General features: G+C 59.2%; 21 protein-coding genes and 1 pseudogene. 13 read left to right on the top strand and 9 right to left on the bottom strand.

All coding sequences use genetic code 11. The annotated features are described in order from the left end of the window. Positions 1 to 31: 31 nt before the first annotated feature. On the bottom strand, positions 32 to 892 hold the full coding sequence (locus BFP89_RS03625; protein WP_083208008.1) for an AraC family transcriptional regulator: 861 nt from the start codon (positions 890 to 892) through the stop codon (positions 32 to 34). Between the two features lie 201 nt (positions 893 to 1,093). Here BFP89_RS03625 and BFP89_RS03620 point away from each other — a divergent pair, with 201 nt between their 5' ends. After that, positions 1,094 to 1,843 carry a glucose 1-dehydrogenase gene (locus BFP89_RS03620; protein WP_065884166.1) on the top strand — a complete coding sequence of 250 codons (750 nt, stop codon included), beginning with the start codon at positions 1,094 to 1,096 and terminating at the stop codon, positions 1,841 to 1,843. Between the two features lie 49 nt (positions 1,844 to 1,892). Here BFP89_RS03620 and BFP89_RS03615 read toward each other — a convergent pair whose 3' ends face one another. Next, positions 1,893 to 2,510 (bottom strand): LysR substrate-binding domain-containing protein, encoded by a 618-nt coding sequence (locus BFP89_RS03615; RefSeq protein WP_083208007.1) that lies wholly within the window; start codon positions 2,508 to 2,510, stop codon positions 1,893 to 1,895. 126 nt (positions 2,511 to 2,636) lie between these two features. After that, positions 2,637 to 3,233, bottom strand: coding sequence for a TetR/AcrR family transcriptional regulator (locus tag BFP89_RS03610; protein WP_065884163.1), 597 nt, complete (start codon positions 3,231 to 3,233; stop codon positions 2,637 to 2,639). A gap of 174 nt (positions 3,234 to 3,407) precedes the next feature. Between BFP89_RS03610 and BFP89_RS03605 the strand changes: the two genes are divergently transcribed. The 3 genes from BFP89_RS03605 to BFP89_RS03595 all read left to right on the top strand — a co-directional run bounded on the left by BFP89_RS03605 (position 3,408) and on the right by BFP89_RS03595 (position 5,258). Next, positions 3,408 to 4,148 carry an SDR family NAD(P)-dependent oxidoreductase gene (locus BFP89_RS03605; RefSeq protein ID WP_065884161.1) on the top strand — a complete coding sequence of 247 codons (741 nt, stop codon included), beginning with the start codon at positions 3,408 to 3,410 and terminating at the stop codon, positions 4,146 to 4,148. 205 nt (positions 4,149 to 4,353) lie between these two features. Beyond that, positions 4,354 to 4,839: a nuclear transport factor 2 family protein gene (locus tag BFP89_RS03600; protein ID WP_065884159.1), complete on the top strand. Its 486-nt coding sequence runs from the start codon at positions 4,354 to 4,356 to the stop codon at positions 4,837 to 4,839. A gap of 122 nt (positions 4,840 to 4,961) precedes the next feature. Continuing rightward, positions 4,962 to 5,258 (top strand): SDR family NAD(P)-dependent oxidoreductase, encoded by a 297-nt coding sequence (locus BFP89_RS03595; RefSeq protein ID WP_065884157.1) that lies wholly within the window; start codon positions 4,962 to 4,964, stop codon positions 5,256 to 5,258. A gap of 295 nt (positions 5,259 to 5,553) precedes the next feature. Here BFP89_RS03595 and BFP89_RS03590 read toward each other — a convergent pair whose 3' ends face one another. Together BFP89_RS03590 and BFP89_RS03585 are read right to left on the bottom strand one after the other, a co-directional pair. After that, on the bottom strand, positions 5,554 to 5,766 hold the full coding sequence (locus BFP89_RS03590; protein WP_065884155.1) for a DUF6124 family protein: 213 nt from the start codon (positions 5,764 to 5,766) through the stop codon (positions 5,554 to 5,556). A gap of 355 nt (positions 5,767 to 6,121) precedes the next feature. Beyond that, positions 6,122 to 6,478 carry a hypothetical protein gene (locus tag BFP89_RS03585; RefSeq protein WP_065884153.1) on the bottom strand — a complete coding sequence of 119 codons (357 nt, stop codon included), beginning with the start codon at positions 6,476 to 6,478 and terminating at the stop codon, positions 6,122 to 6,124. Positions 6,479 to 6,692: 214 nt separating this feature from the next. On the opposite strand from BFP89_RS03585, the gene BFP89_RS03580 reads away from it, so the two are divergent. The 4 genes and pseudogenes from BFP89_RS03580 to BFP89_RS03570 all read left to right on the top strand — a co-directional run bounded on the left by BFP89_RS03580 (position 6,693) and on the right by BFP89_RS03570 (position 10,148). Next, a complete protein-coding gene (locus tag BFP89_RS03580; RefSeq protein ID WP_065884151.1) occupies positions 6,693 to 7,586 on the top strand; it encodes a helix-turn-helix domain-containing protein in 894 nt (297 codons plus the stop codon). Positions 7,587 to 7,677: 91 nt separating this feature from the next. Next, positions 7,678 to 8,394: pseudogene (locus BFP89_RS29650) on the top strand (PAS domain S-box protein); the annotation flags it as partial. 45 nt (positions 8,395 to 8,439) lie between these two features. After that, entirely contained in the window at positions 8,440 to 8,946 is a 507-nt protein-coding gene (locus tag BFP89_RS29645) for a methyl-accepting chemotaxis protein (protein ID WP_370671201.1), read from the top strand. A 164-nt stretch (positions 8,947 to 9,110) separates the two neighbouring features. Next, on the top strand, positions 9,111 to 10,148 hold the full coding sequence (locus tag BFP89_RS03570) for a GGDEF domain-containing protein (protein ID WP_065884147.1): 1,038 nt from the start codon (positions 9,111 to 9,113) through the stop codon (positions 10,146 to 10,148). Positions 10,149 to 10,291: 143 nt separating this feature from the next. Here BFP89_RS03570 and BFP89_RS03565 read toward each other — a convergent pair whose 3' ends face one another. Further along, positions 10,292 to 11,293: an SLAC1 anion channel family protein gene (locus tag BFP89_RS03565; protein ID WP_065884145.1), complete on the bottom strand. Its 1,002-nt coding sequence runs from the start codon at positions 11,291 to 11,293 to the stop codon at positions 10,292 to 10,294. A gap of 116 nt (positions 11,294 to 11,409) precedes the next feature. Here BFP89_RS03565 and BFP89_RS03560 point away from each other — a divergent pair, with 116 nt between their 5' ends. The 5 genes from BFP89_RS03560 (at position 11,410) to BFP89_RS03540 (ending at position 14,822) form a co-directional block, all read left to right on the top strand. Continuing rightward, entirely contained in the window at positions 11,410 to 12,366 is a 957-nt protein-coding gene (locus BFP89_RS03560) for a GlxA family transcriptional regulator (RefSeq protein WP_065884144.1), read from the top strand. Between the two features lie 115 nt (positions 12,367 to 12,481). Continuing rightward, the gene (locus tag BFP89_RS03555; protein ID WP_065884143.1) at positions 12,482 to 13,045 is read left to right on the top strand and encodes a nucleotidyltransferase family protein; all 564 of its coding nucleotides are present in this window, start codon (positions 12,482 to 12,484) and stop codon (positions 13,043 to 13,045) included. Between the two features lie 128 nt (positions 13,046 to 13,173). Then, positions 13,174 to 13,614 carry a tryptophan-rich sensory protein TspO gene (locus tag BFP89_RS03550; RefSeq protein ID WP_065884142.1) on the top strand — a complete coding sequence of 147 codons (441 nt, stop codon included), beginning with the start codon at positions 13,174 to 13,176 and terminating at the stop codon, positions 13,612 to 13,614. After that, positions 13,614 to 14,567 (top strand): alpha/beta hydrolase, encoded by a 954-nt coding sequence (locus BFP89_RS03545; RefSeq protein WP_065884140.1) that lies wholly within the window; start codon positions 13,614 to 13,616, stop codon positions 14,565 to 14,567. Before BFP89_RS03550 ends, BFP89_RS03545 begins: the two co-directional genes overlap by 1 nt. Before the next feature lie 30 nt (positions 14,568 to 14,597). Beyond that, the gene (locus tag BFP89_RS03540; protein WP_065884138.1) at positions 14,598 to 14,822 is read left to right on the top strand and encodes a hypothetical protein; all 225 of its coding nucleotides are present in this window, start codon (positions 14,598 to 14,600) and stop codon (positions 14,820 to 14,822) included. Positions 14,823 to 15,572: 750 nt separating this feature from the next. Here the strand turns inward: BFP89_RS03540 and BFP89_RS03535 are convergent. From BFP89_RS03535 to BFP89_RS03525, 3 genes are read right to left on the bottom strand one after another with little or no spacing between them, the layout of a single operon-like run. Further along, the gene (locus BFP89_RS03535; protein ID WP_065884136.1) at positions 15,573 to 16,337 is read right to left on the bottom strand and encodes an ABC transporter ATP-binding protein; all 765 of its coding nucleotides are present in this window, start codon (positions 16,335 to 16,337) and stop codon (positions 15,573 to 15,575) included. After that, positions 16,334 to 17,338: a FecCD family ABC transporter permease gene (locus BFP89_RS03530; RefSeq protein ID WP_065884134.1), complete on the bottom strand. Its 1,005-nt coding sequence runs from the start codon at positions 17,336 to 17,338 to the stop codon at positions 16,334 to 16,336. The genes BFP89_RS03535 and BFP89_RS03530 overlap by 4 nt, the downstream gene beginning before the upstream one ends. Beyond that, the gene (locus tag BFP89_RS03525) at positions 17,335 to 18,345 is read right to left on the bottom strand and encodes an ABC transporter substrate-binding protein (RefSeq protein WP_065884133.1); all 1,011 of its coding nucleotides are present in this window, start codon (positions 18,343 to 18,345) and stop codon (positions 17,335 to 17,337) included. The genes BFP89_RS03530 and BFP89_RS03525 overlap by 4 nt, the downstream gene beginning before the upstream one ends. Between the last annotated feature and the right edge of the window lie 3 nt (positions 18,346 to 18,348).

Below are 18,348 nucleotides of genomic sequence, written 5' to 3'. Positions count from 1 at the left end.
CGATGCCCCGTTTTCACGAAACAGGTTTTGCCTAGGCCGCGGGCGGCAGTTTGAATCTTGCTGCATCGCGCGCCGGCGGCAGACCAAAAAGCCGTGCGTATTCGCGGCTGAATTGCGAGGCGCTCTCGTAGCCCACGGTGTAGGCAATCGAGGTGGCATCTCGCGTGTCGAACAGCAGCAACCAGCGTGCCCTCAGCAAACGCAGGCGCTTCTGGTATTGGATGGGCGTCATGGCGGTCACCGACTTGAAATGGCGGTAGAAGGCCGCCACGCTCATATCCGCCATCATAGCCAGCGGCTCCACGCGAAATGGCTCTGTGTAATGTTCGCGGATCCACAGGGTCGCCCGTCGGATTTGCGCCAGTCGACCCTCCGGACGCGCAACGTCTCGCAGCACCCCGCCCAGGGGGCCCTGCAATGCGCGGAACAGGATCTCGCGCTCGGCCATGGGACCCAGAACCGCAGCCTCATGGGGGTGATCCATCAAGCGCAGCATGCGCAACCAGGCATCGATCATCTCGGCCGGTGCCTGCACAGGTTCAAAGCAGGAGCCTCTGGAGGGCTTGGCGGTGCTGGGGTCTTCAAACAATAGCGTCGAGATCACCACCGGATCTAGGGTGAGGCTGACAGCAAGATAGGGTTGGTCGGTGGCGGCACTGTGAATCTGCCCCGTCGCGGGTACATCCACGGGTACCAGAAAATAGCTGCCCGCCACGTATCGAGATACGGCATCCCCTATCGACAGCGTCTTTTGCCCCTGAAGCACCAAATGCAGCATGGGCTGATAGACCTGGTCGGCGCATGCCTCGGCGCGGACCATTTGCACGCGTGGCAATCCCGTATCGGTCCATTTATCGTGTGCGCGCATCACGATGCTGCGCAGTTCTGCCATTGCTTTGTCCATGGCTGAGAAGATGATCTTGTTATCGGGACAGCGCAAGCCGTGTGAGAAGAATAGGCAAGGATGTGCGAGAAACCGGCATACGGTGGAGCAGGCGCGGGGCGAATACTAGGGCACGTAGTTCGTTGCGTTCCGGCCAGAGACCGGTGGCGACGAGCCTTCAGTAGAACCCTGACTCAGAGAAAATCAAACATGAAACTCGAAGGAAAAATCGCGGTAGTCACAGGCGCCTCCAAAGGCATCGGCGCGGGCATTGCCAAGGCACTCAGCGCTCAGGGTGCGACAGTCATCGTCAATTACGCATCCAGCCAGATCGAGGCCGGGGCCGTAGTCGCACACATCACCGAGCAGGGAGGCAGCGCCTATGCCTTACAGGCCGATATGAGTATAGGCGCCGATGTCGTGCGTCTGTTCGATACCGTAAGGGCTGAGCATGGAACCCTGGATATTCTCGTCAACAACGCGGGCTTGGCGGTGTTCCAGATGATCGATGACCTCACCGAAGAGGCCTTCCACAAACAGTTCAATCTCAACGTGCTGGGCTATCTGCTGGCAGTGCGCGAGGCGGTCAAGCTGCTAGGAGCGAGTGGGAGCATCATCAATATCAGTTCCATCCTCAGCACCGACCCCTACCTGGCCTCCAGCGTCTACTCGGCCACCAAGGGGGCCGTCGATACCTTGACCTTTGCTTTGGCGCGCGAGTTGGGCGTACGGGGCATCCGGGTCAATTCCATCCTGCCAGGGCATACCAATACGCCAGGTACCCACGGTAACTTTGCGGGAGAATTGGGCGAGAAGCTGCTGGCAGGAACGCCGCTAGGGCGCTTTGGTGAGCCGGAAGATATCGCTGCGCTTGCCGTCTTCCTCGCATCCGAGGATTCGCATTGGATCACCGGAGAGTCCATTCGCGCTTCGGGCGGCGTGCGCGGGGTTGGTTACTGACCGTTGCGATGAGAGGGCAACACGTGAGGCCACGCGTTGCCGGTGTCATTCAAGCCATCACTTGCGGGTGCGTCGCAAAACATTCGACCAGCCAATCGACAAATGCCCGCACTCGCACGCTCAGATGCCGATTGGGCATGTACACCACCGAAAGGGTATTGGCGCGCGCCCACCAGTCTTCCAGCACGGGAACCAGTTCGCCTGAATCCAGATGAGACTGGACCATGAAGCGTAACGTATGGAGCACGCCCAACCCTGCAAGCCCGGCGGCCAGGTAGCCGTTGCTGTCGTTGACGGCCACATAGTTGCCGTCGATCACTATCTGCTCGTCACCTCGCACGAATTCGACCCGGTTGTGTTTGCCGGAGGAAGGGAATACGTACCGCACCACCGGGTGAGTGTTCTCCAATTGCGAGGGATGGCAGAGCGGTTCGCGCGCAGCGAGGTAGGCAGGGGCCGCATAGGTGACGAATTCCACGCTGCCCAAGCGACGGGCGATCAGGGAGGAGTCGCGAAGATCACCGCCGCGAATGACACAGTCGATGTTTTCGCTTGCCAGGTCTGCGGTGCGGTCGCTGGCATCTATTTCGATCTGGATGTTGGGGTAGTGGGCGTTGAAGGCTGCCAGTGCCGGTATCACCAGGTGCGTGGCAATGGTCGTGCCCATGTGGCGACTACGCAGCCAGCGTTTGGTGGGGCCGGATGCGGCCTACATTACGGGCGCAACGCTGAATGTGGATGGTGGGCAGAACAGCTGAGCTCGGAATGTGGGACGCTGTGGTGGGCGTGTGTGCTAACGGGTCATTTGCTGCTCTTTATCCAGCTCATGAGCAATGAACCGGCCCGCCGTCTGCGCGGCCTCGATCAGCCTTTTACGCGGCATTCCGTTACACGCCGCAGAAGATAGCCCGCGCAGGGTAATCGAAAGGTAGTCGGTAAGGCATTGGGCTTTTTCAGGCAGTGCCTGATCAAGATAATCCCGAATTACTTTGATTCCTCCGTCCGCCAACGTTTGCGCCATCTGGCGGGCCAACTCGTCGTCCGCGCGCATGCCCTCAGTGATCATACAGCCTCGCAGAATGTCCTTTCCATACTGCTTCGCCGCCGCGACCAGCAAGGCGGCGAGTGCTTCAGGCACTGGCCGGTGCGGCGCTAGCAGTTTGTCCAACGGTAAAGCGTGCTCGCGCGCATAGCGCTGCATGGCCTTCTCGAACAACTCAGCCTTGCTGCCATACGCGGCATAGAAGCTGGGCGGCTTGATATCCATGGCTTCGACCAGATCGGTGAGGCTCACCGCGTCGAAGCCGTGTTCGTGGAACATGGCTTGGGCGATGGCGACTCCAGCCTCTCTGTCGAAGGCAGGGCGGCGTTGGCGGATTTTGTCGGTCATGTTGATCTCGTTGGCGTGGTCGCGATTGTAGCGACCGCTATATGCCGGGGCAACTGTGCTGAGCTGAACGGTGAATTTATATAGTGGTCACTAAATATCTTGCTTCATGCTCTAGAGCTATATAGTGTTCGCTATATAAATTCATTCCTCCTCAGCATTCACTGGAGCATCAGCATGCAGTTTCAAGACAAAGTCGTTCTCGTCACCGGAGGCTCCTCGGGATTGGGCCTTGCCATCGCCCAAGAACTGGCGGAGCAGGGGGCCACAGTGGTGATTACCGGGCGCAGGCAGGAGCAACTGGACGAGGCATTATCGAAGCTCGGGGAGCGGGCCAGCGCAGTGGTCGCGGACGTTTCGGTAATAGCCGACCTCACTGTGCTGTTTGATGCAATCAAGACCCGCCATGGTCGAATCGATGTGCTCGTCGCCAATGCAGGTATGGGCGAGATCGCTCCGCTTGGCAGCATCACAGAGGCCTACTTCGACCGCGTATTCAACACCAACGTCAAGGGTGTGACCTTCACCGTTCAGGGAGCGCTGCCGCTCATGGGCAAGGGCAGCAGCATTATCATCATCGGCTCCACAGCCTCCATTGATCCCGGTCCTGGCCTGAGCGTATACGGTGCAACCAAAGCTGCACTGCGCACGCTGGTCAGAAGCTGGACGCTCGATATCAAAGGCAGCGGGGTGCGTATCAACCTCTTGAGTCCGGGCCCCGTGGATACCCCATCACTGCGTCATATGCTCGCGGAACACGCTGAGGCGGTGATCGAGTCCTTGAGTGAAAAAAGCACCATCGGACGTATCGGCCAAGCTCATGAGATTGGCGCTGCCGTGGCCTTCCTGGCCAGTGACGCCGCCAGCTATATCAACGGTGTCGAACTGTTCGCGGATGGCGGAGCGTCGCAATCCTAGATCACTGGATCGCTGCGGACCTCGGGGTTTAACCGCAGGGTTGATCCCATTTCGTCCCCCGCCACAAGGCTGACAACTCGCTTATCAAAATCATTGTTCGTCTGACGCCATATTGGATTGCCGCCAAGGTCGTCTGCCGAGCGCATCAAACGTATGGCCGCCGCTATACATCATTCCTTTGTGGGCTAAGGCCCCGGAGAGAGTCATGACCTACTCACCAGAAATACTCGCACGTCTCGCCGCCGAGAGCGCCATTCACCGCCTTCACGCCACCTATATCCATCGTCTTGATAGCGGAGATTTCTCGGGTGTCGCCGAGGTGCTTCAGCATGCGGTGATTCATGTGCTTGGCAACGAGGCCTCTTCGGTTGAAGGGCTGTTGGGTTTCTTCGAGGCGGGCCTACAGATACATGCCGATGCTACGCCCCGCACGTGGCATTCGATCACCAATGTGCTGATTGATGTCGGTCCTTCGGGCGATAAAGCGAGTTCTGCGAGTTACTACACCGTGCATCAGCAACTCGACGGCTTTCCATTGCAGCCTATCTGCGCCGGCAAGTACATCGACCAGTTCGAGCTGCATGATGGGGAATGGCGGTTCACTCGTCGTGAGGTGACTTTGCGGTTTGCCGGCGACCTACGGCACCACGTCCAGGGGGCTCAAAGTGATGCGGTAGCCCAGACCTCCTGACAGGAAAACCGGCTCCATGCCCGGCTTGTGAGGCGGCTCGGGTATGGGGGGCGGGCTCTTCAAGTTGGCAGCCTAGAGCCTTGCAAAAGGAAGAGCATCTTTATATTTCGAGGACTATCGCGATGAATAACAAACGACAGGCGCTCGTCACCGGCGCAAATAAAGGCATCGGACTGGCGATTGCCAAAGGGCTTGCCGAGGCTGGGTTCTTTGTCTGGATCGGCGCTCGCGATCGGAGCCGTGGCGAGCAGGCCGTTGCCCAATTGCGTAATATCGGGCTTGATGCAGACCTCCTGGATATCGACGTTGCGGTCGAAGACAGTGTGTATCGAGCAGCAGCGATTCTGTCCGAGCAAATCGGTGCGCTGGATATCCTGGGCATGTGCGGACCGACCTCAATGGCAACTCGGGCATTTTGACGCCTGAAGAAGGGGCGGCGACAGTTATCAAAATGGCGCTGCTGGGTCTCGATGGCCCCACTGGTGGTTTTTTTGGAAGTCACGGTCGGCAGCCCTGGTAGTCGCGTGAAGGCCCGTCACTGCGAGTTGATGGTTCATTCGTGCCATGCCCGAAGAATTCATCAGTCCGCTTTTGGCCGAAAGCTGCCGCATTTTGTGTCATTCGACGCAGCCATCAAAAGCAAATCGCCGAGTCGTCGTACGTGCGTACAACGACTCGGCGAGTAAAGTGTCTTTCGAGTTGGATGCTTGAAAATCAGCCTGTACATGGCATTTCGCGGTCCAGCAATCGGGCGATTAGCAGTACGCCCAGTTCGCTCAGTTGGTGGATTGCCAAGGCGATGTCGCGGTGTTTGCCGTTGAGGTCTTCGGACAGGTCGAGCAGCAGGGTGCTGACGCTGGTGAAGGTTTCGTAGCTGTTGGTGATGAGGGTTTCGTTGGTGGCGTTGGGGGCGACGGTGAATAGCATGTTTGAATTCCTGAGTGTGGCTACTGCCCTTTAGCTACTAAACAGAAGGGTGGCAGCTGTGCGCAGGTTAGTAGACCGGGGAATCCAAACGAAAGCCGGCGCACCCGAAGGTGCCCTGCGCACAGCCACCATCAAGTACAGACAGGAATGTCTGATTGATGCAGCTCATGCACTTTTGTTTGGATAAACCTTCAGGCTACTAAACCCGATCGCCGAGACATTCAGCGACCGAGCCACCTTAATCACGGCCATCCCAGCGCACAAGCCGGCGGATTCTGACCCATGCGTAGGCAAGGGAGCAAGGCGTTGCAGGGGGTTGGGATTTTTCCTGCGGGCTTCGGGGTATCAGGTCAGGTCAGTGACGCGCCAACCGCGCACGCCAGTCGCCCGCGTGTTGCAGGCGGCAGTCTTCTTCGCAATCAACGTGCACGCAGCGCTCCATCGGCAAGGGTGGGATGCCAGCTTCGTGCAGCGCTGTGGCGGTCAGTTCGCGCATGCGTCTGTCGGCACCGCAACTGAGGGCGAGTGCCTTGTTGGCGCGGGTGTCGAATACCCAGGTCACGCGCAGGCTTTGGGGGAAGGCGCTGTAGTCGACGGTGTGGGTCAGCCAGTCGAAGCCCGGGATTTCGGCTTTGGCGGTTTCGCAGGCGTGGGTGAGGGCGGCGATCAGCTGCCGTTCGAGGCGGGCGCAGTCGCGTTTGGTCAGCGGCATCGGGGCTCCGGTTGTGCATGGTTGAGTGGGGCAGGCCCGGCCTTGTCCGACTCTGCTTTGTCGATCAGACGCGCCTTCAATCGAACGCGCTTGAGGCGAGGCAAGGCCGTAAAACATTTTTGGGGTGAATCAGCCAGCCGTTGGAATATGCATATACTACCGGCATTGTGAGCAGTAAAAATTGTTTCTATATAGAGAGGGTTGTTTGACGTCGATGAAGACAGCTGATCTGCTTGAGTATTTGGAAGAGACCAGTACCGAAATGACCCGAGGCAATATAGATGAAGCGATGCTCCTTCATTTCGATTTGATAATGGAACGCTATCGGAGCAAACCTTTTTTCTATAAAAACCTGTTGAAATATGACAGGTTCATGGTCGCGCTGTCTTTAATCGGCTTTGGCTACAAAGATGAACAAGTTCCCTTGTCCGAAGTTAAAGCTTTTTGCCAGAAACGCGGCTATATGTCTCGCAACAGTCTGGATGCCTATTTCTCCTTTCTAGTGGTCAGCGGCTATATGAACGTTCAGCTCCACGTTCAAGATGGACGACTGCGTTGTTTTCATCCCACGGATAAAACATTGCGCGATGCCACGCCGATCATCAAGTCATATTTATTGCCATCGCAGATGATTATTCCTTACGACAGTTGGTTCCCGAGCTTGGCAACGTCCGTGGATTTATTAAGAATCTATGCCCGGGGATTTACCAGAATACTGGAGTCGGATTTCCTGCTTGATAAACTTTTACCTGAGGCAAAATGGATTCTTAATCGCGATGGCGGTCATTTGCCAATGCTCGCGCTGTACACGGATGCCTTGCGCTACGGGTCGCTGGAAACCGGTTACAAAGTGTCATCCTATGTGGAGCTCTCGCAATGTCTTGGCGTGTCAAAAACGCACATGCAACGCATGATCAAAGAGGGCGAGTTACAGGGCTACTTCAAATGCGACAAGCGTCTGATTGTGTTGAGTCCGGCGTTTGTTGAGTTAATGAGGCGGGCCATGTCGATATGTTTCGCAATCACGCGGGTGAGTATGGAGCTGGGTGTGGCTGAGGAGCCGGTTAAGAATGGCTCTGTGGATAGTTGCAGTTTGTTGAGGGCGTGAGCCCGATATAAGCGCTTTATTTTATCCTCTCGAAAACAGTGTTAACCACCATCATTGTCCTTTTTTGCACTCGCTCATACCGGAGGTCAGTGTGTTCAATCGTCGAATCAAAAATGCTCTCCTTGACTGCCAGGAGGAACTGACGACGTCGCTGGGTACGCTCGCCAGCATCGAATCGGTCTTTCTCTCCATACGTGTTGATGGGGCTGGGCGAATTATCTCGGCCAATCAGCGGTTTGCGGCGACGCTGGGGTACTCGCTGGAAAGACTGTCGAATATGACAGTAAGTGATATCACGGATGAGCCACACAATGATTTTGCCCCGAACCTGTGCGCCATCGAACGGCAACGCTATTGTGCCGCCGACGGCCGTGCTGTGATGCTCGATATCGGTTGGATTATGGCGGCAAACCGTACATTTCAAGGCTACGGCGTCGTTGCGCCCCCTCCTGCCCAGGACGAACGGGAGGCTATCGAAATGTTCAGCGCGCTGGACCGTTCGATGGCGATGATTCAATTCAACCTTGCGGGTGAAGTCATTTATGCCAACGAGTCTTTCGTCCAGACCATGGGTTATAGCCTTGCCGAGATAGAGGGCAGGCATCACCGTATTTTCTGCCTGGCGGAGGATGTGGCTTCGGCGGATTACTCCGAGTTCTGGAAGACTTTAAACAAAGGCGTGTTTCACGCCGGGCGCTTTCGCCGGGTGGATAAAAGCGGAAACGTGGTGTGGTTGGAAGCCACTTACAATCCCATCAAGGACGCTGCCGGCAGGGTTTATAAAATAGCCAAATTCGCCAGCGTAGTGACCGCGCAAGTGGAGAAAGCCGATGGAGTCAAACGCGCCGCTACAATGGCTTATGACGTGTCGTTGGCTACCGATGTAAAAGCTAACAAAGGTATGGAACTGGTCGCGGACTCGGTACATGGTGCCCAAACTATTGCGCAACAGATGGCCTCAGTAAACGACAGCATGACCGCGCTTGAATCCCAGTCGCAGTTGATCGGCTCCATCGTTGATACCATCGGCGCCATTGCCACCCAGACCAATTTGTTGGCGCTTAACGCTGCCATCGAAGCGGCACGCGCAGGAGTACACGGACGAGGTTTTGCGGTGGTGGCGGATGAAGTGCGCAAACTCGCGGGCCGCACCAGTTTAGCCACGCAGGAGATTACGGGCGTAGTACGGGAAAACCGTGAATTGGCCGCTCAAGCCGCAGTGCGTGTCCAGTGCAGCAGAGACCAGGCTGACGTTTTGCTGAAATTATCCGAGCAGGCAGGCGTGGCAATGGCTGATATCCAGCTTGGCGCCAGGCAAGTCGTGGAAGCAATTGGCAGGGTCACCAGCGACCTGGACTGAATTCTCAACGTGCTGCGCAGTAATGTTTACGTAGCCGACCCAGTGTTATAGGCATGTTTCTGATTAAGGAGGGGGTTACCCGTCGAGGATCGTTTGCATCACGGATTAACGCTTGCCCGGACATTTAAACTACATCCAGGTCATTTTGGCAAAGGAGTTTCAGGATGCCGGCGATTTTCAAGATCAGACCAAGAATGCGAACGCTGCTATCACCCGCTGTGAACATGATTGAAAGGGTGGGGCTGGTTGCCTGGATAGGGGTGCTGCTGATAGACCCGATGACGACGCTGGACCTGCCAAACATTATTATCACGCTGTCGCTGTTAGGGGTCTGGTATGTTCATCGCATAACCGTTCACTTCTGGATGTGGAGAGTGCTTGGCATTCTTTATATTGTGTTGTTGTCATTGGGTTTTGCGCACGTCATTGATGCCAATGCGCAGCTGCGCGTTTTCACACTTCCGCTTGCTGTAATCATCGTGGTGAGCAGCGCCATCCTGTTTGTTGCAGTTCAAGACTATTTCCTGTCTGCGCTGTTGGTGTGGGTAATCATGTGGCCCACGCTTGACGTTGGTTTGTATCGCGGACTCGAAGTGTATCTCGCCATTTTCTGCATCGCTTCCATGTCTGTCGGCTTTACCCTCAGCTTTACCTATTTAAGGAACATGCGTTCGGTACTGTTGGTGGAAAGCGAGTTCAGAACGTTGGCGGAGACCGACTTTCTTACTTCCATTCTTAACCGGCGCGCCTTCATGGCGACCTTCCAAAGTGCATTGGCGGGAGGCCGCAGCGGGTATTTCATCATGTTGGATATTGACGGTTTCAAACAGAAAAACGACCAGTACGGTCACGATGTGGGAGACAAGATTTTATGCGCCATGGCCGCTTGCCTGAAATCGACTCCAGGCAGCCACAGTGTCGGGCGGCTCGGCGGGGAGGAGTTCGGTGTCTTGTTGCTGGGGGACAATGACGCCGTCGCCCATGAATATGCGTTGCGCTTATTGGCAAACATCCGTTGCAGCGTATTGCCTCCGTATCACTACACCTGCAGCGCGGGGGTCGCGCCGTTCTCGGCGACATCGGACATGTCAGCAGTGCTCAAATGCGCGGACATCAATATGTATAAAGCCAAGCATGACGGTAAAGATCGAGTTTTTCAGAATGGCAAACGCATCAAGCCGCTGCTTCCTGCGATTAAATGATCAGGTGGGGGCTCCGGTTGTACATGGTTGCGCGGGGCAGGGACGGTGCCGGCGTACGCCATACCGGCGGTCGCGTCAGTCGATGAAACCTGTGGAGCAAAAAAAAGCGAGCCGATGAAGGCTCGCCAAAGGGAGGTAAACGGTCAGTTGGCAAGCAGTTTGCCGCTGAACAGGCTGATCAGGGTTTTCACCAGCAGCACGGTGAGTACCACCGTGAGGAACAGCAGGATCGCTGCGGCGATGACCATCAGCACGCTGCTTTCCTGGGCATGTGCATATTTCAGTGCCGCATTGCTCAGGGCTGCGATGGGAAAGCTGATTGCCCACCACGAAGGGGCAAAGGGCACATCGCGACGGAACACTTTGAAGCTCAGCACCACGAACAGGAACAGGCCGAAGTAGAACAACACGCTGGCAAACCGGTCGATCTCGCCGAATACATTGGTGTACGCCAGAAAACCCACTTCAAAAGGCGCAATCAGGACCATCAGCGAAGGCACCATGCCTTTGGCCAGAGGGGCTTCATGCACCAGTCGCGAAAAAATCCGGGTGAAGAAAACCAGCGCCAGCACCGCACCCACGGCGAGGGCAAACAGGTTGAACTCAGCCGCCCAGGCCATGGGCATGTGCGCGCCGGTGACCGCGATATCGAGGGTGGCAACACCTGGAATCAGCCAGGCAGGTACGGCATTCAACGAGTCTTGGTTGCCCGACAACAGGCGCAACACCACGAAGCCTGCGAGCAACACGGTCAGTAAGCTCCCCAGTATCCAGAGCGCCTGTCCGAGCCATTCATTGTGGGGCGCGGCGACTGCCGACAGCAGCAACACTGCAATGGTGACGGTGCCAAAAAAGTTACTGGCGATCGGATGGTTGAACTCGGCTTTTACCGCGCCAGGATGTCTCGCCCATTTGGTCAGGTAACCCAAGGTCAACACCACGAATACCAGGCCGGCCAGGGCACCAATCGCTTCACCCAACGCGCCGCCGACGCCGTAATACTGCCCGCTCAAGCGCCACGCCAGGCTCAGGCCGGCCAAGCCCATGACCGAGCCAAACAAATTGACAGGCAGGCTCTTGATGGACGTCGTGCCGGTGTGTACCGCTTGAGCAGCAGCGGCGCTGGGGGGGGATGCAGTGTTCATGGCAGTCTCCTGTTTGACTGAATTTGCTGTTGAGGCTATTTTCAGCCAAATGAGCCGCTGGCTGAAAGAGTTGTATAGCGACGTATTCAGCCAATTAGTCGACGAGGACAGACATCATGCGCATAACGCTCCTGGCATTCCCCCGCGTGCAACTGCTTGACGTCGTCGGCCCTGCCGACGTTTTTGCCGAAGCAGCCAGGCAACTGGGCAATCCACGCGCCTATCGGGTCGAGGTGATCGGTGCCGACAAGGGGATGATCAAAAGCTCAAGTGGTTTGAAGCTGGGTATCGACGAAACCTTCAAAACTCATAAAGGCAGGATCGACACCTTGCTCGTGGCCGGCAGCCCCCACATCGACGAAATTGCGCATGACCCTGTGGTACAGGATTGGCTGCGCCGGCAGGCGAAATCCGTACGTCGGATCGGCTCGGTCTGCAGCGGCGCTTTTCTGCTGGCCGCCGCTGGCCTGCTCGACGGCCGCCATGTCACCACTCACTGGAATTCCAGCGCAAAACTGGCGGAGCAGTACCCGCAGACCCGCGTCGACCCGGACAGCATCTATATCAAGGATGGCAACATCTACACCTCGGCCGGGGTCACGGCGGGCATGGACCTGGCGTTGGCGCTGGTCGAAGAAGACCACGGCCGAGAACTGGCGCTCAGCGTTGCCCGTGAAATGGTGATGTTCTTCAAGCGGCCTGGCGGGCAATCGCAGTTCAGCGCGCACCTGGCGGCGCAGACCGCCGAACGCAGCGTGATCGCAGACGTGCAGAATTATGTCGTGGAGCACCTGAAGACCGACTTGAGTGTCCCCGTCCTGGCCGCCCGCGCCGGTATGAGTGAGCGCAACTTCGCCCGTATCTTCAAGGCCGAAGCCGGTTCGACCCCGGCCGAATTTGTCGAACTGGCGCGGATCGATACGGCCAGGCGGCTGATCGAAGGCTCGGACGTATCACTCAAACGCTTGGCCGATACCGTCGGCTATGCCAATACGGATGGGTTCAGGAGGGCATTCATGCGGCGTCTCGGCGTGGGGCCAAGTGATTACCGAAAGCGCTTTTCATCGGTGTAATCTTGCTTCAGCGCGCGCTTCCGGCCCGATAACACTCACGTGGAAGGCCTGGCGTGTAAACGCAGATAGGGCGTTTTCGGCGAACAAATTCGAGCCGGATTACCTGGGAGTTTCCATGACATTGACCGTCAACACCTTCCTCGAACTGGCCATGGCCAACCCTATCAACGTCGAGATCACCGCGCGCTTGCCGGCGTTGGACGTGCCGCAGTGCATGCTCACGGCGGGCTGTCTGTTCCAGGCAGTGTGGAATCATCAGGCGCAGCGGCCGGCGGACGCGGGGGTGAAGGACTATGACGTTTTCTACTTCGATGAAGACCTGTCCTACGAGGCGGAGGATGCAGTGATTCGAAGGGCCGAGGCGTTGTTCCAGGACCTGGGCGTCAACGTGGAGGTCAAGAACCAGGCGCGCGTTCACCTCTGGTATGGGCAGCGCTTTGGCCGGCCATACCCGCAATTGTACTCGGCCAGGCAGGGGGTGGACCGGTATTTGGTGGCGGGCACGTGCATCGCTTTGGACATTGCCACGGGTGAGGTGTATGCGCCTTATGGGTTGGCGGATGTGGAGCAGGGCGTGCTGCGCATGAACCCCGTGCATGCCGAGCCTGAGCTGTTTCTGCGCAAGGCCGGGAGTTATCAGGCGCGCTGGCCCTGGCTCAGGATTGTGGAGCCGGACTGATGTTTCACGGCATATTGAACAGATGGCCTGCCTGTCATTTTTGCCGCGTATAGGGAATTTATGCGCGCCCGTTCGAGTCACTGGAAAAGACTGCGTTGCTTTCCACCATTGCCTCTCAAGGACCGACCATGACCTTTTTCATCTTCCTGCTCGCTTGCGCCGCCGCCGCCAGTACCGGTGTGATTTTCAAACCCGGCGCCTGGTACGAATCCCTGGTCAAGCCCGGCTTTACCCCGCCCAATTGGCTGTTCCCGGTGGCGTGGACGATCATCTACCTGTTGCTGGCCTGGGCCGGTTACCGCATGAGCCTGATCCCCGGCAGCGAAATGGTGCTGGCCCTGTGGGCGGCGCAGATTGCGTTGAATACACTGTGGACGCCGGTGTTCTTCGGCGCGCACCGCTTGCTCGCCGGGATGGTGATCATTGTGTTGCTGTGGCTGACCGTGGCGGCGATGGTGGTGCTGGCGGTGCGCCTGGACCTGATTACCGGCTTGATCCTGTTTCCTTACCTCGCCTGGCTGTGTGTGGCCGCGGCGTTGAACTTCTCGATTTTGCGGAATAACCGTTGATGGCTTACCAATCCTGGCCCGCCAGCGAGGCCGAACTGGCCCAGATGCGTCGCTTCAATCAGAAGCTGTCGTGGATGCCGCGCTTTAAAATTCGCAACCGCGTCACCCCCCGTCTGATCCAGGCGCTGCTGCAAACCAGCCAGCGTTTCAAGAAGGCCCCGGTGGTGGAGCGCAGGCTGGTCGGCGGCGTGCCGGTGCGCATCATGCGGCCCGACGGTGCGCCCAAAGGCGTGGTGCTGGATATCCACGGCGGCGGTTGGGTGATCGGCAATGCGCAGATGAACGACGACCTCAACCTGGGCATGGTGCGCGCCTGCGGCGTGGCGGTGGTGTCGGTGGACTACCGGCTGGCGGTCGACACGCCGGTCGAGGGGCTGCTCGAAGACTGCCTGGCCGCTGCGCGCTGGCTGTTGGCCGACTGCACGGAGTTTGCCGGGTTGCCGGTATTTTTCGTCGGCGAGTCGGCCGGTGGGCATTTGGCGGCGGCGACGTTGCTGGCGCTCAAGCAATGGCCGGCGTTGCTCGACCGCATCGCTGGCGCGGTGTTGTACTACGGGGTGTACGACTTGACCGGCACGCCAAGCGTGCGCGCGGCCGGGCCGCAGACGCTGCTGCTGGATGGGCCGGGCATGGTCGCGGCGCTGCGCCTGCTCACGCCGGGCATCACCGACGAAGCACGTCGACAGCCGCCACTGTCACCCTTGTATGGCGACTTTAGCGGCCTGCCGCCGGCGTTGATGTTTGTAGGCGAGCTGGACCCGCTCAAGGACGACACGCTGCTCATCGCCGAACGCTGGAGCGGGGTAGAAGCGCATCTGCTGCCGGAGTCGGCCCATGGCTTCATTCATTTTCCGGTGGCGCTGGCGGACAGCGTGTTGGCGTACAGTCGCAAATGGATAACCCAGCACCTGCATCGAGTGGGAACTAAAAAACTGATCGCTGAGTCAGGTTAATCAGTTGTTTCTCATTATGAGGATTCCCCAATGCCTGCTTACACCTTGAACTACCGGTTCAATGACGAACCGCGCACTCATACATTTGACCTCAAACAGTCCGAGCTGCCGGTGCATGAAGCGGCGGTGCATTTGCTGCAGTTGCATTTTGGTGATGCGGAAAACGGCTTGATCCTGCCTGCTGCGGATGCGACGCCGGAGGAAATCCTCGAGCAGGCGCAGGTGGTGGGAATCACCCATATCAAGGTGGAATGAGCCTGCCAATCCGCTAGTGCAGGCGACACCGATGCGCTGGCCTCTGGTGGTGCAATGTGGGAGGGGGCTTGCCCCCGATAGCGGTGGGTCAGTGACTGATGCTTTTACTGACACGGCCTCATCGGGGGCAAGCCCCCTCCCACATTTGGATCACTGCGCTCCGTCGATCGGGTCCGTCAGGTAACGTCTCTGCGCGCCAATTCGGCAGGGCAGGCGACACCGATGCGCTGGCCTCTGGTGTTCCAATTTGGGGGGCTTGCCCCCGATATCGGTGGGTCAGCTAGAGATACTTCTGCTGACACACTGTCATCGGGGGCAAGCCCCCTCCCACATTTGGATCACTGCGCTCCGTCGATCAGGTCCGTCAGGTAACGTCTCTGCGCGCCAATTCGGCAGGGCAGGCGACACCGATGCGCTGGCCTCTGGTGTTCCAATGTGGAGGGGGCTTGCCCCCGATATCGGTGGGTCAGCTAGAGATACTTCTACTGACACACTGTCATCGGGGGCAAGCCCCCTCCCACATTTGGATCACTGCGCTCCGTCGATCGGGTCCGTCAGGTAACGTCTCTGCGCGCCAATCCGTCAGGGCAGGCGACACCGATGCACTGGCCCTCTGGTGCTCCAATGTGGGAGGGGGCTTGCCCCCGATAGCGGTGGGTCAGTGACTGATGCTTTTACTGACACGGCCTCATCGGGGGCAAGCCCCCTCCCACATGTGAATCACCGCCAGCTGTGCCGCCGTCACAGGGTTCAGCTGCAGCGCAGGCGCAGGATTTTTGCGCCGTCGAAGGGGTCCGTCAGGTAATGCCCCTGTACCCCGAATGTCTCGTGTAACCGCTCCGGCGTCAGCACCTGCAGTGGCGTGCCCAGCGCCACCAGGCGCCCACGGTCCAGCACCGCGAGGCGATCACAGGTCAGCGCCTGGTTCAGGTCATGCAGGGCGATCAAGGTGGTGACCGGCAAACCCTGTACACCTTTGAGGATGGTCAGTTGATGCTGGATATCCAGGTGATTGGTCGGTTCATCCAGCAATAAAATCCGGGGCCGTTGTGCCAGTGCGCGGGCGATGTGCACGCGCTGGCGTTCGCCACCCGAGAGGCTGCGCCAGGCGCGGTGGCTCAGGTGGGTGGCGTCCACGTCATGCAGGGCCTGGCGCACGATGCGGTCGTCGTCATCGGACCATGGGCTCAACGCCGACAGCCACGGCGTGCGGCCCAGCGCCACGGCGTCGAACACGCGGATGGCGTCGTCGGTGTCGGCCTGTTGTTCCACCACCGCCAATTGCTGCGCGATGGCGCGGCGGGGCAACTCACCCAGGCGCTTGCCGTCCAGCTGTACCTCACCGCTGGCCGGGGTGCGCAAGCCGGCGAGCAACTTGAGCAGGGTGGATTTGCCCGAACCGTTCGGCCCGACGATGCCGAGGGTTTCCCCCAACTGCACCTGCAGATGAATATCGCACAGCAACTCGGCGTCACGCACCTTGAAGCCCAGGCCGGTGCAGCTCAGTACCGTCATCGTGCATTCCTCCGGCCGATCAGGATCAGCGCGAACACCGGCGCACCGACCAGTGCCGTGACCACGCCCACCGGAATCACCTGGCCCTTGATCAGGGTGCGCGACAGCACGTCCGCCGCGATCAGGAACAAGGCGCCGCCCAGGGCGCTGGCCGGCAGCAGGCGCGAGTGCCCGGTGCCGAGCATCAAGCGCACGGCATGGGGGATCACCAGCCCGACAAACCCGATGGAGCCGACAATCGACACCATCACCGCCGTGACCACCGCCGCGCAGCCCACCAGCACAACCTGCACGCGGCGCACCGGGATGCCCAGCGAGGCCGCCGAATCGGTGCCGAAGGTAAACGCATCCAACGCACGGCGGTGCCACAGGCATACCGCCAGCCCCGCGACCGCCATCGGCACCGCCAGCCACACCGATGGCCAGCGCACGCCGCTGAGGTTGCCCAACAGCCAGAACATGATGCCGCGGGCCTGTTCGGAACTGGCGGATTTGGTAATCAGGAACGCGGTGAGCGCATTGAACAACTGCGAACCGGCAATGCCGGCCAGGATGATCTGGCCGGTGCCGCTGGACGAGCCGCTGGCCCGCGCCAGCAGGATCACCAGGGCAAATGCGGCCATGGCGCCGACAAAGGCACCGGCCGACAACGAAATCAGCCCGCCGCCCACCCCGATCAGCGCGATCAGCACCGCACCGGTCGAGGCGCCGGCGCTGATGCCCAGCAGATACGGGTCGGCCAACGGGTTGCGCAGCAACGACTGCAGGATCACCCCACAGGTTGCCAGGCCCGCGCCACAGGCACCGGCGACCAGGGTACGGGTGAGGCGGTAGTTCCACACCACGCCTTCATCGATGGGGTCGAGCACGTAGCCGGCCGCCCACAGTTTGTTGGCGAGCACCTGGAGCACCACCTGCGGCGAGATAGCGGTTTCACCGATGGCCACGCCGGCAAGCAGGGCGATCAACAGCAGCGTAAGGGCGAGCAGGGTCCGTATCATTGCGGCAGGTTGTAGCCGTCGATGGCGGCGGCCAGTTGTTCCAGGCCGTCGAAAGTGCGCAGGCTGGCCTGCAGCGCCAGGGCGTCAAGGATGATGATGCGGTTGTGCTTCACCGCGTCCATGTTGCGCGTCACCGGGTCGCTGCGCAGGAAGGCCAGCTTCTTTTCATGGTCGTCGGCGGGGTAGCGACGGCGGTCCATGCGTGCGATCACCAGGAAGGTAGGGTTGGCCTTGGCAATGGTTTCCCAGCCGACGGCGGGCCATTCTTCGTCGGACTGCACCACGTTGCGCAGGCCAAGGGTTTGCAGCATGAATTGCGGAACACCTTTGTGACCTGCCACGTAAGGGTCGCTGGCCATTTCGGCGCTGGAGAACCACACCAGCGCGCTGGCCTGTTTCAAGCCTTTGCCCTGCGCGGTGGCGATCGACTTGGCCAGGCGCGCCTTGAGGTCATCGGTCAGTTGCTGGCCGCGCGCCTGCACGTCGAAGATCTCGGCCAGTTGGCTGAGGCTCTTGTAGATCGTCTCGATGCGAAACGGCTCCAGCCGCGTGCCGTCGGCGCCCACCAGGTTGTCCTTGCCTTCGCAGTCGGAGGGCAGCAGGTAGGTGGGGATATTCAGTTCGTGAAACTGTTCGCGGGTGCCCACCACACCTTGGGGGCCGACCACCCATTCCAGCTCGGCGGCCACCAGTTGCGGGCGCTTGGCGATGACTGCCTCGAAGCTCGGCTCGTTATTGGCCAGGCGCTCGATGCTGTCGTTCTGCGCCTTGTACTGCGCCAGTACATCGTTGAACCACAGCGACGTGCCGACCACTTTATCGCCCACGCCCAGCGCATACAGCATCTCGGTGGCGGCCTGGCCGATGGTCACGCTGCGCGCGGGAGCCTGCGCAAAGGTGATGGAGCTGCCGCAGTTCTCGACGGTCAGCGGGTAGTGGGTCGGCGCGGCTTGGGCCAGGGTGCAGACACCCAGGCCGATGATCAGGGCCGTAACGCGTGGCAGCATGGG

Source organism: Pseudomonas sp. 31 R 17 (assembly GCF_900004915.1).
GTDB lineage: Bacteria > Pseudomonadota > Gammaproteobacteria > Pseudomonadales > Pseudomonadaceae > Aquipseudomonas > Aquipseudomonas orientalis_A.
This window is presented reverse-complemented; position numbering and strand designations above follow the sequence as displayed.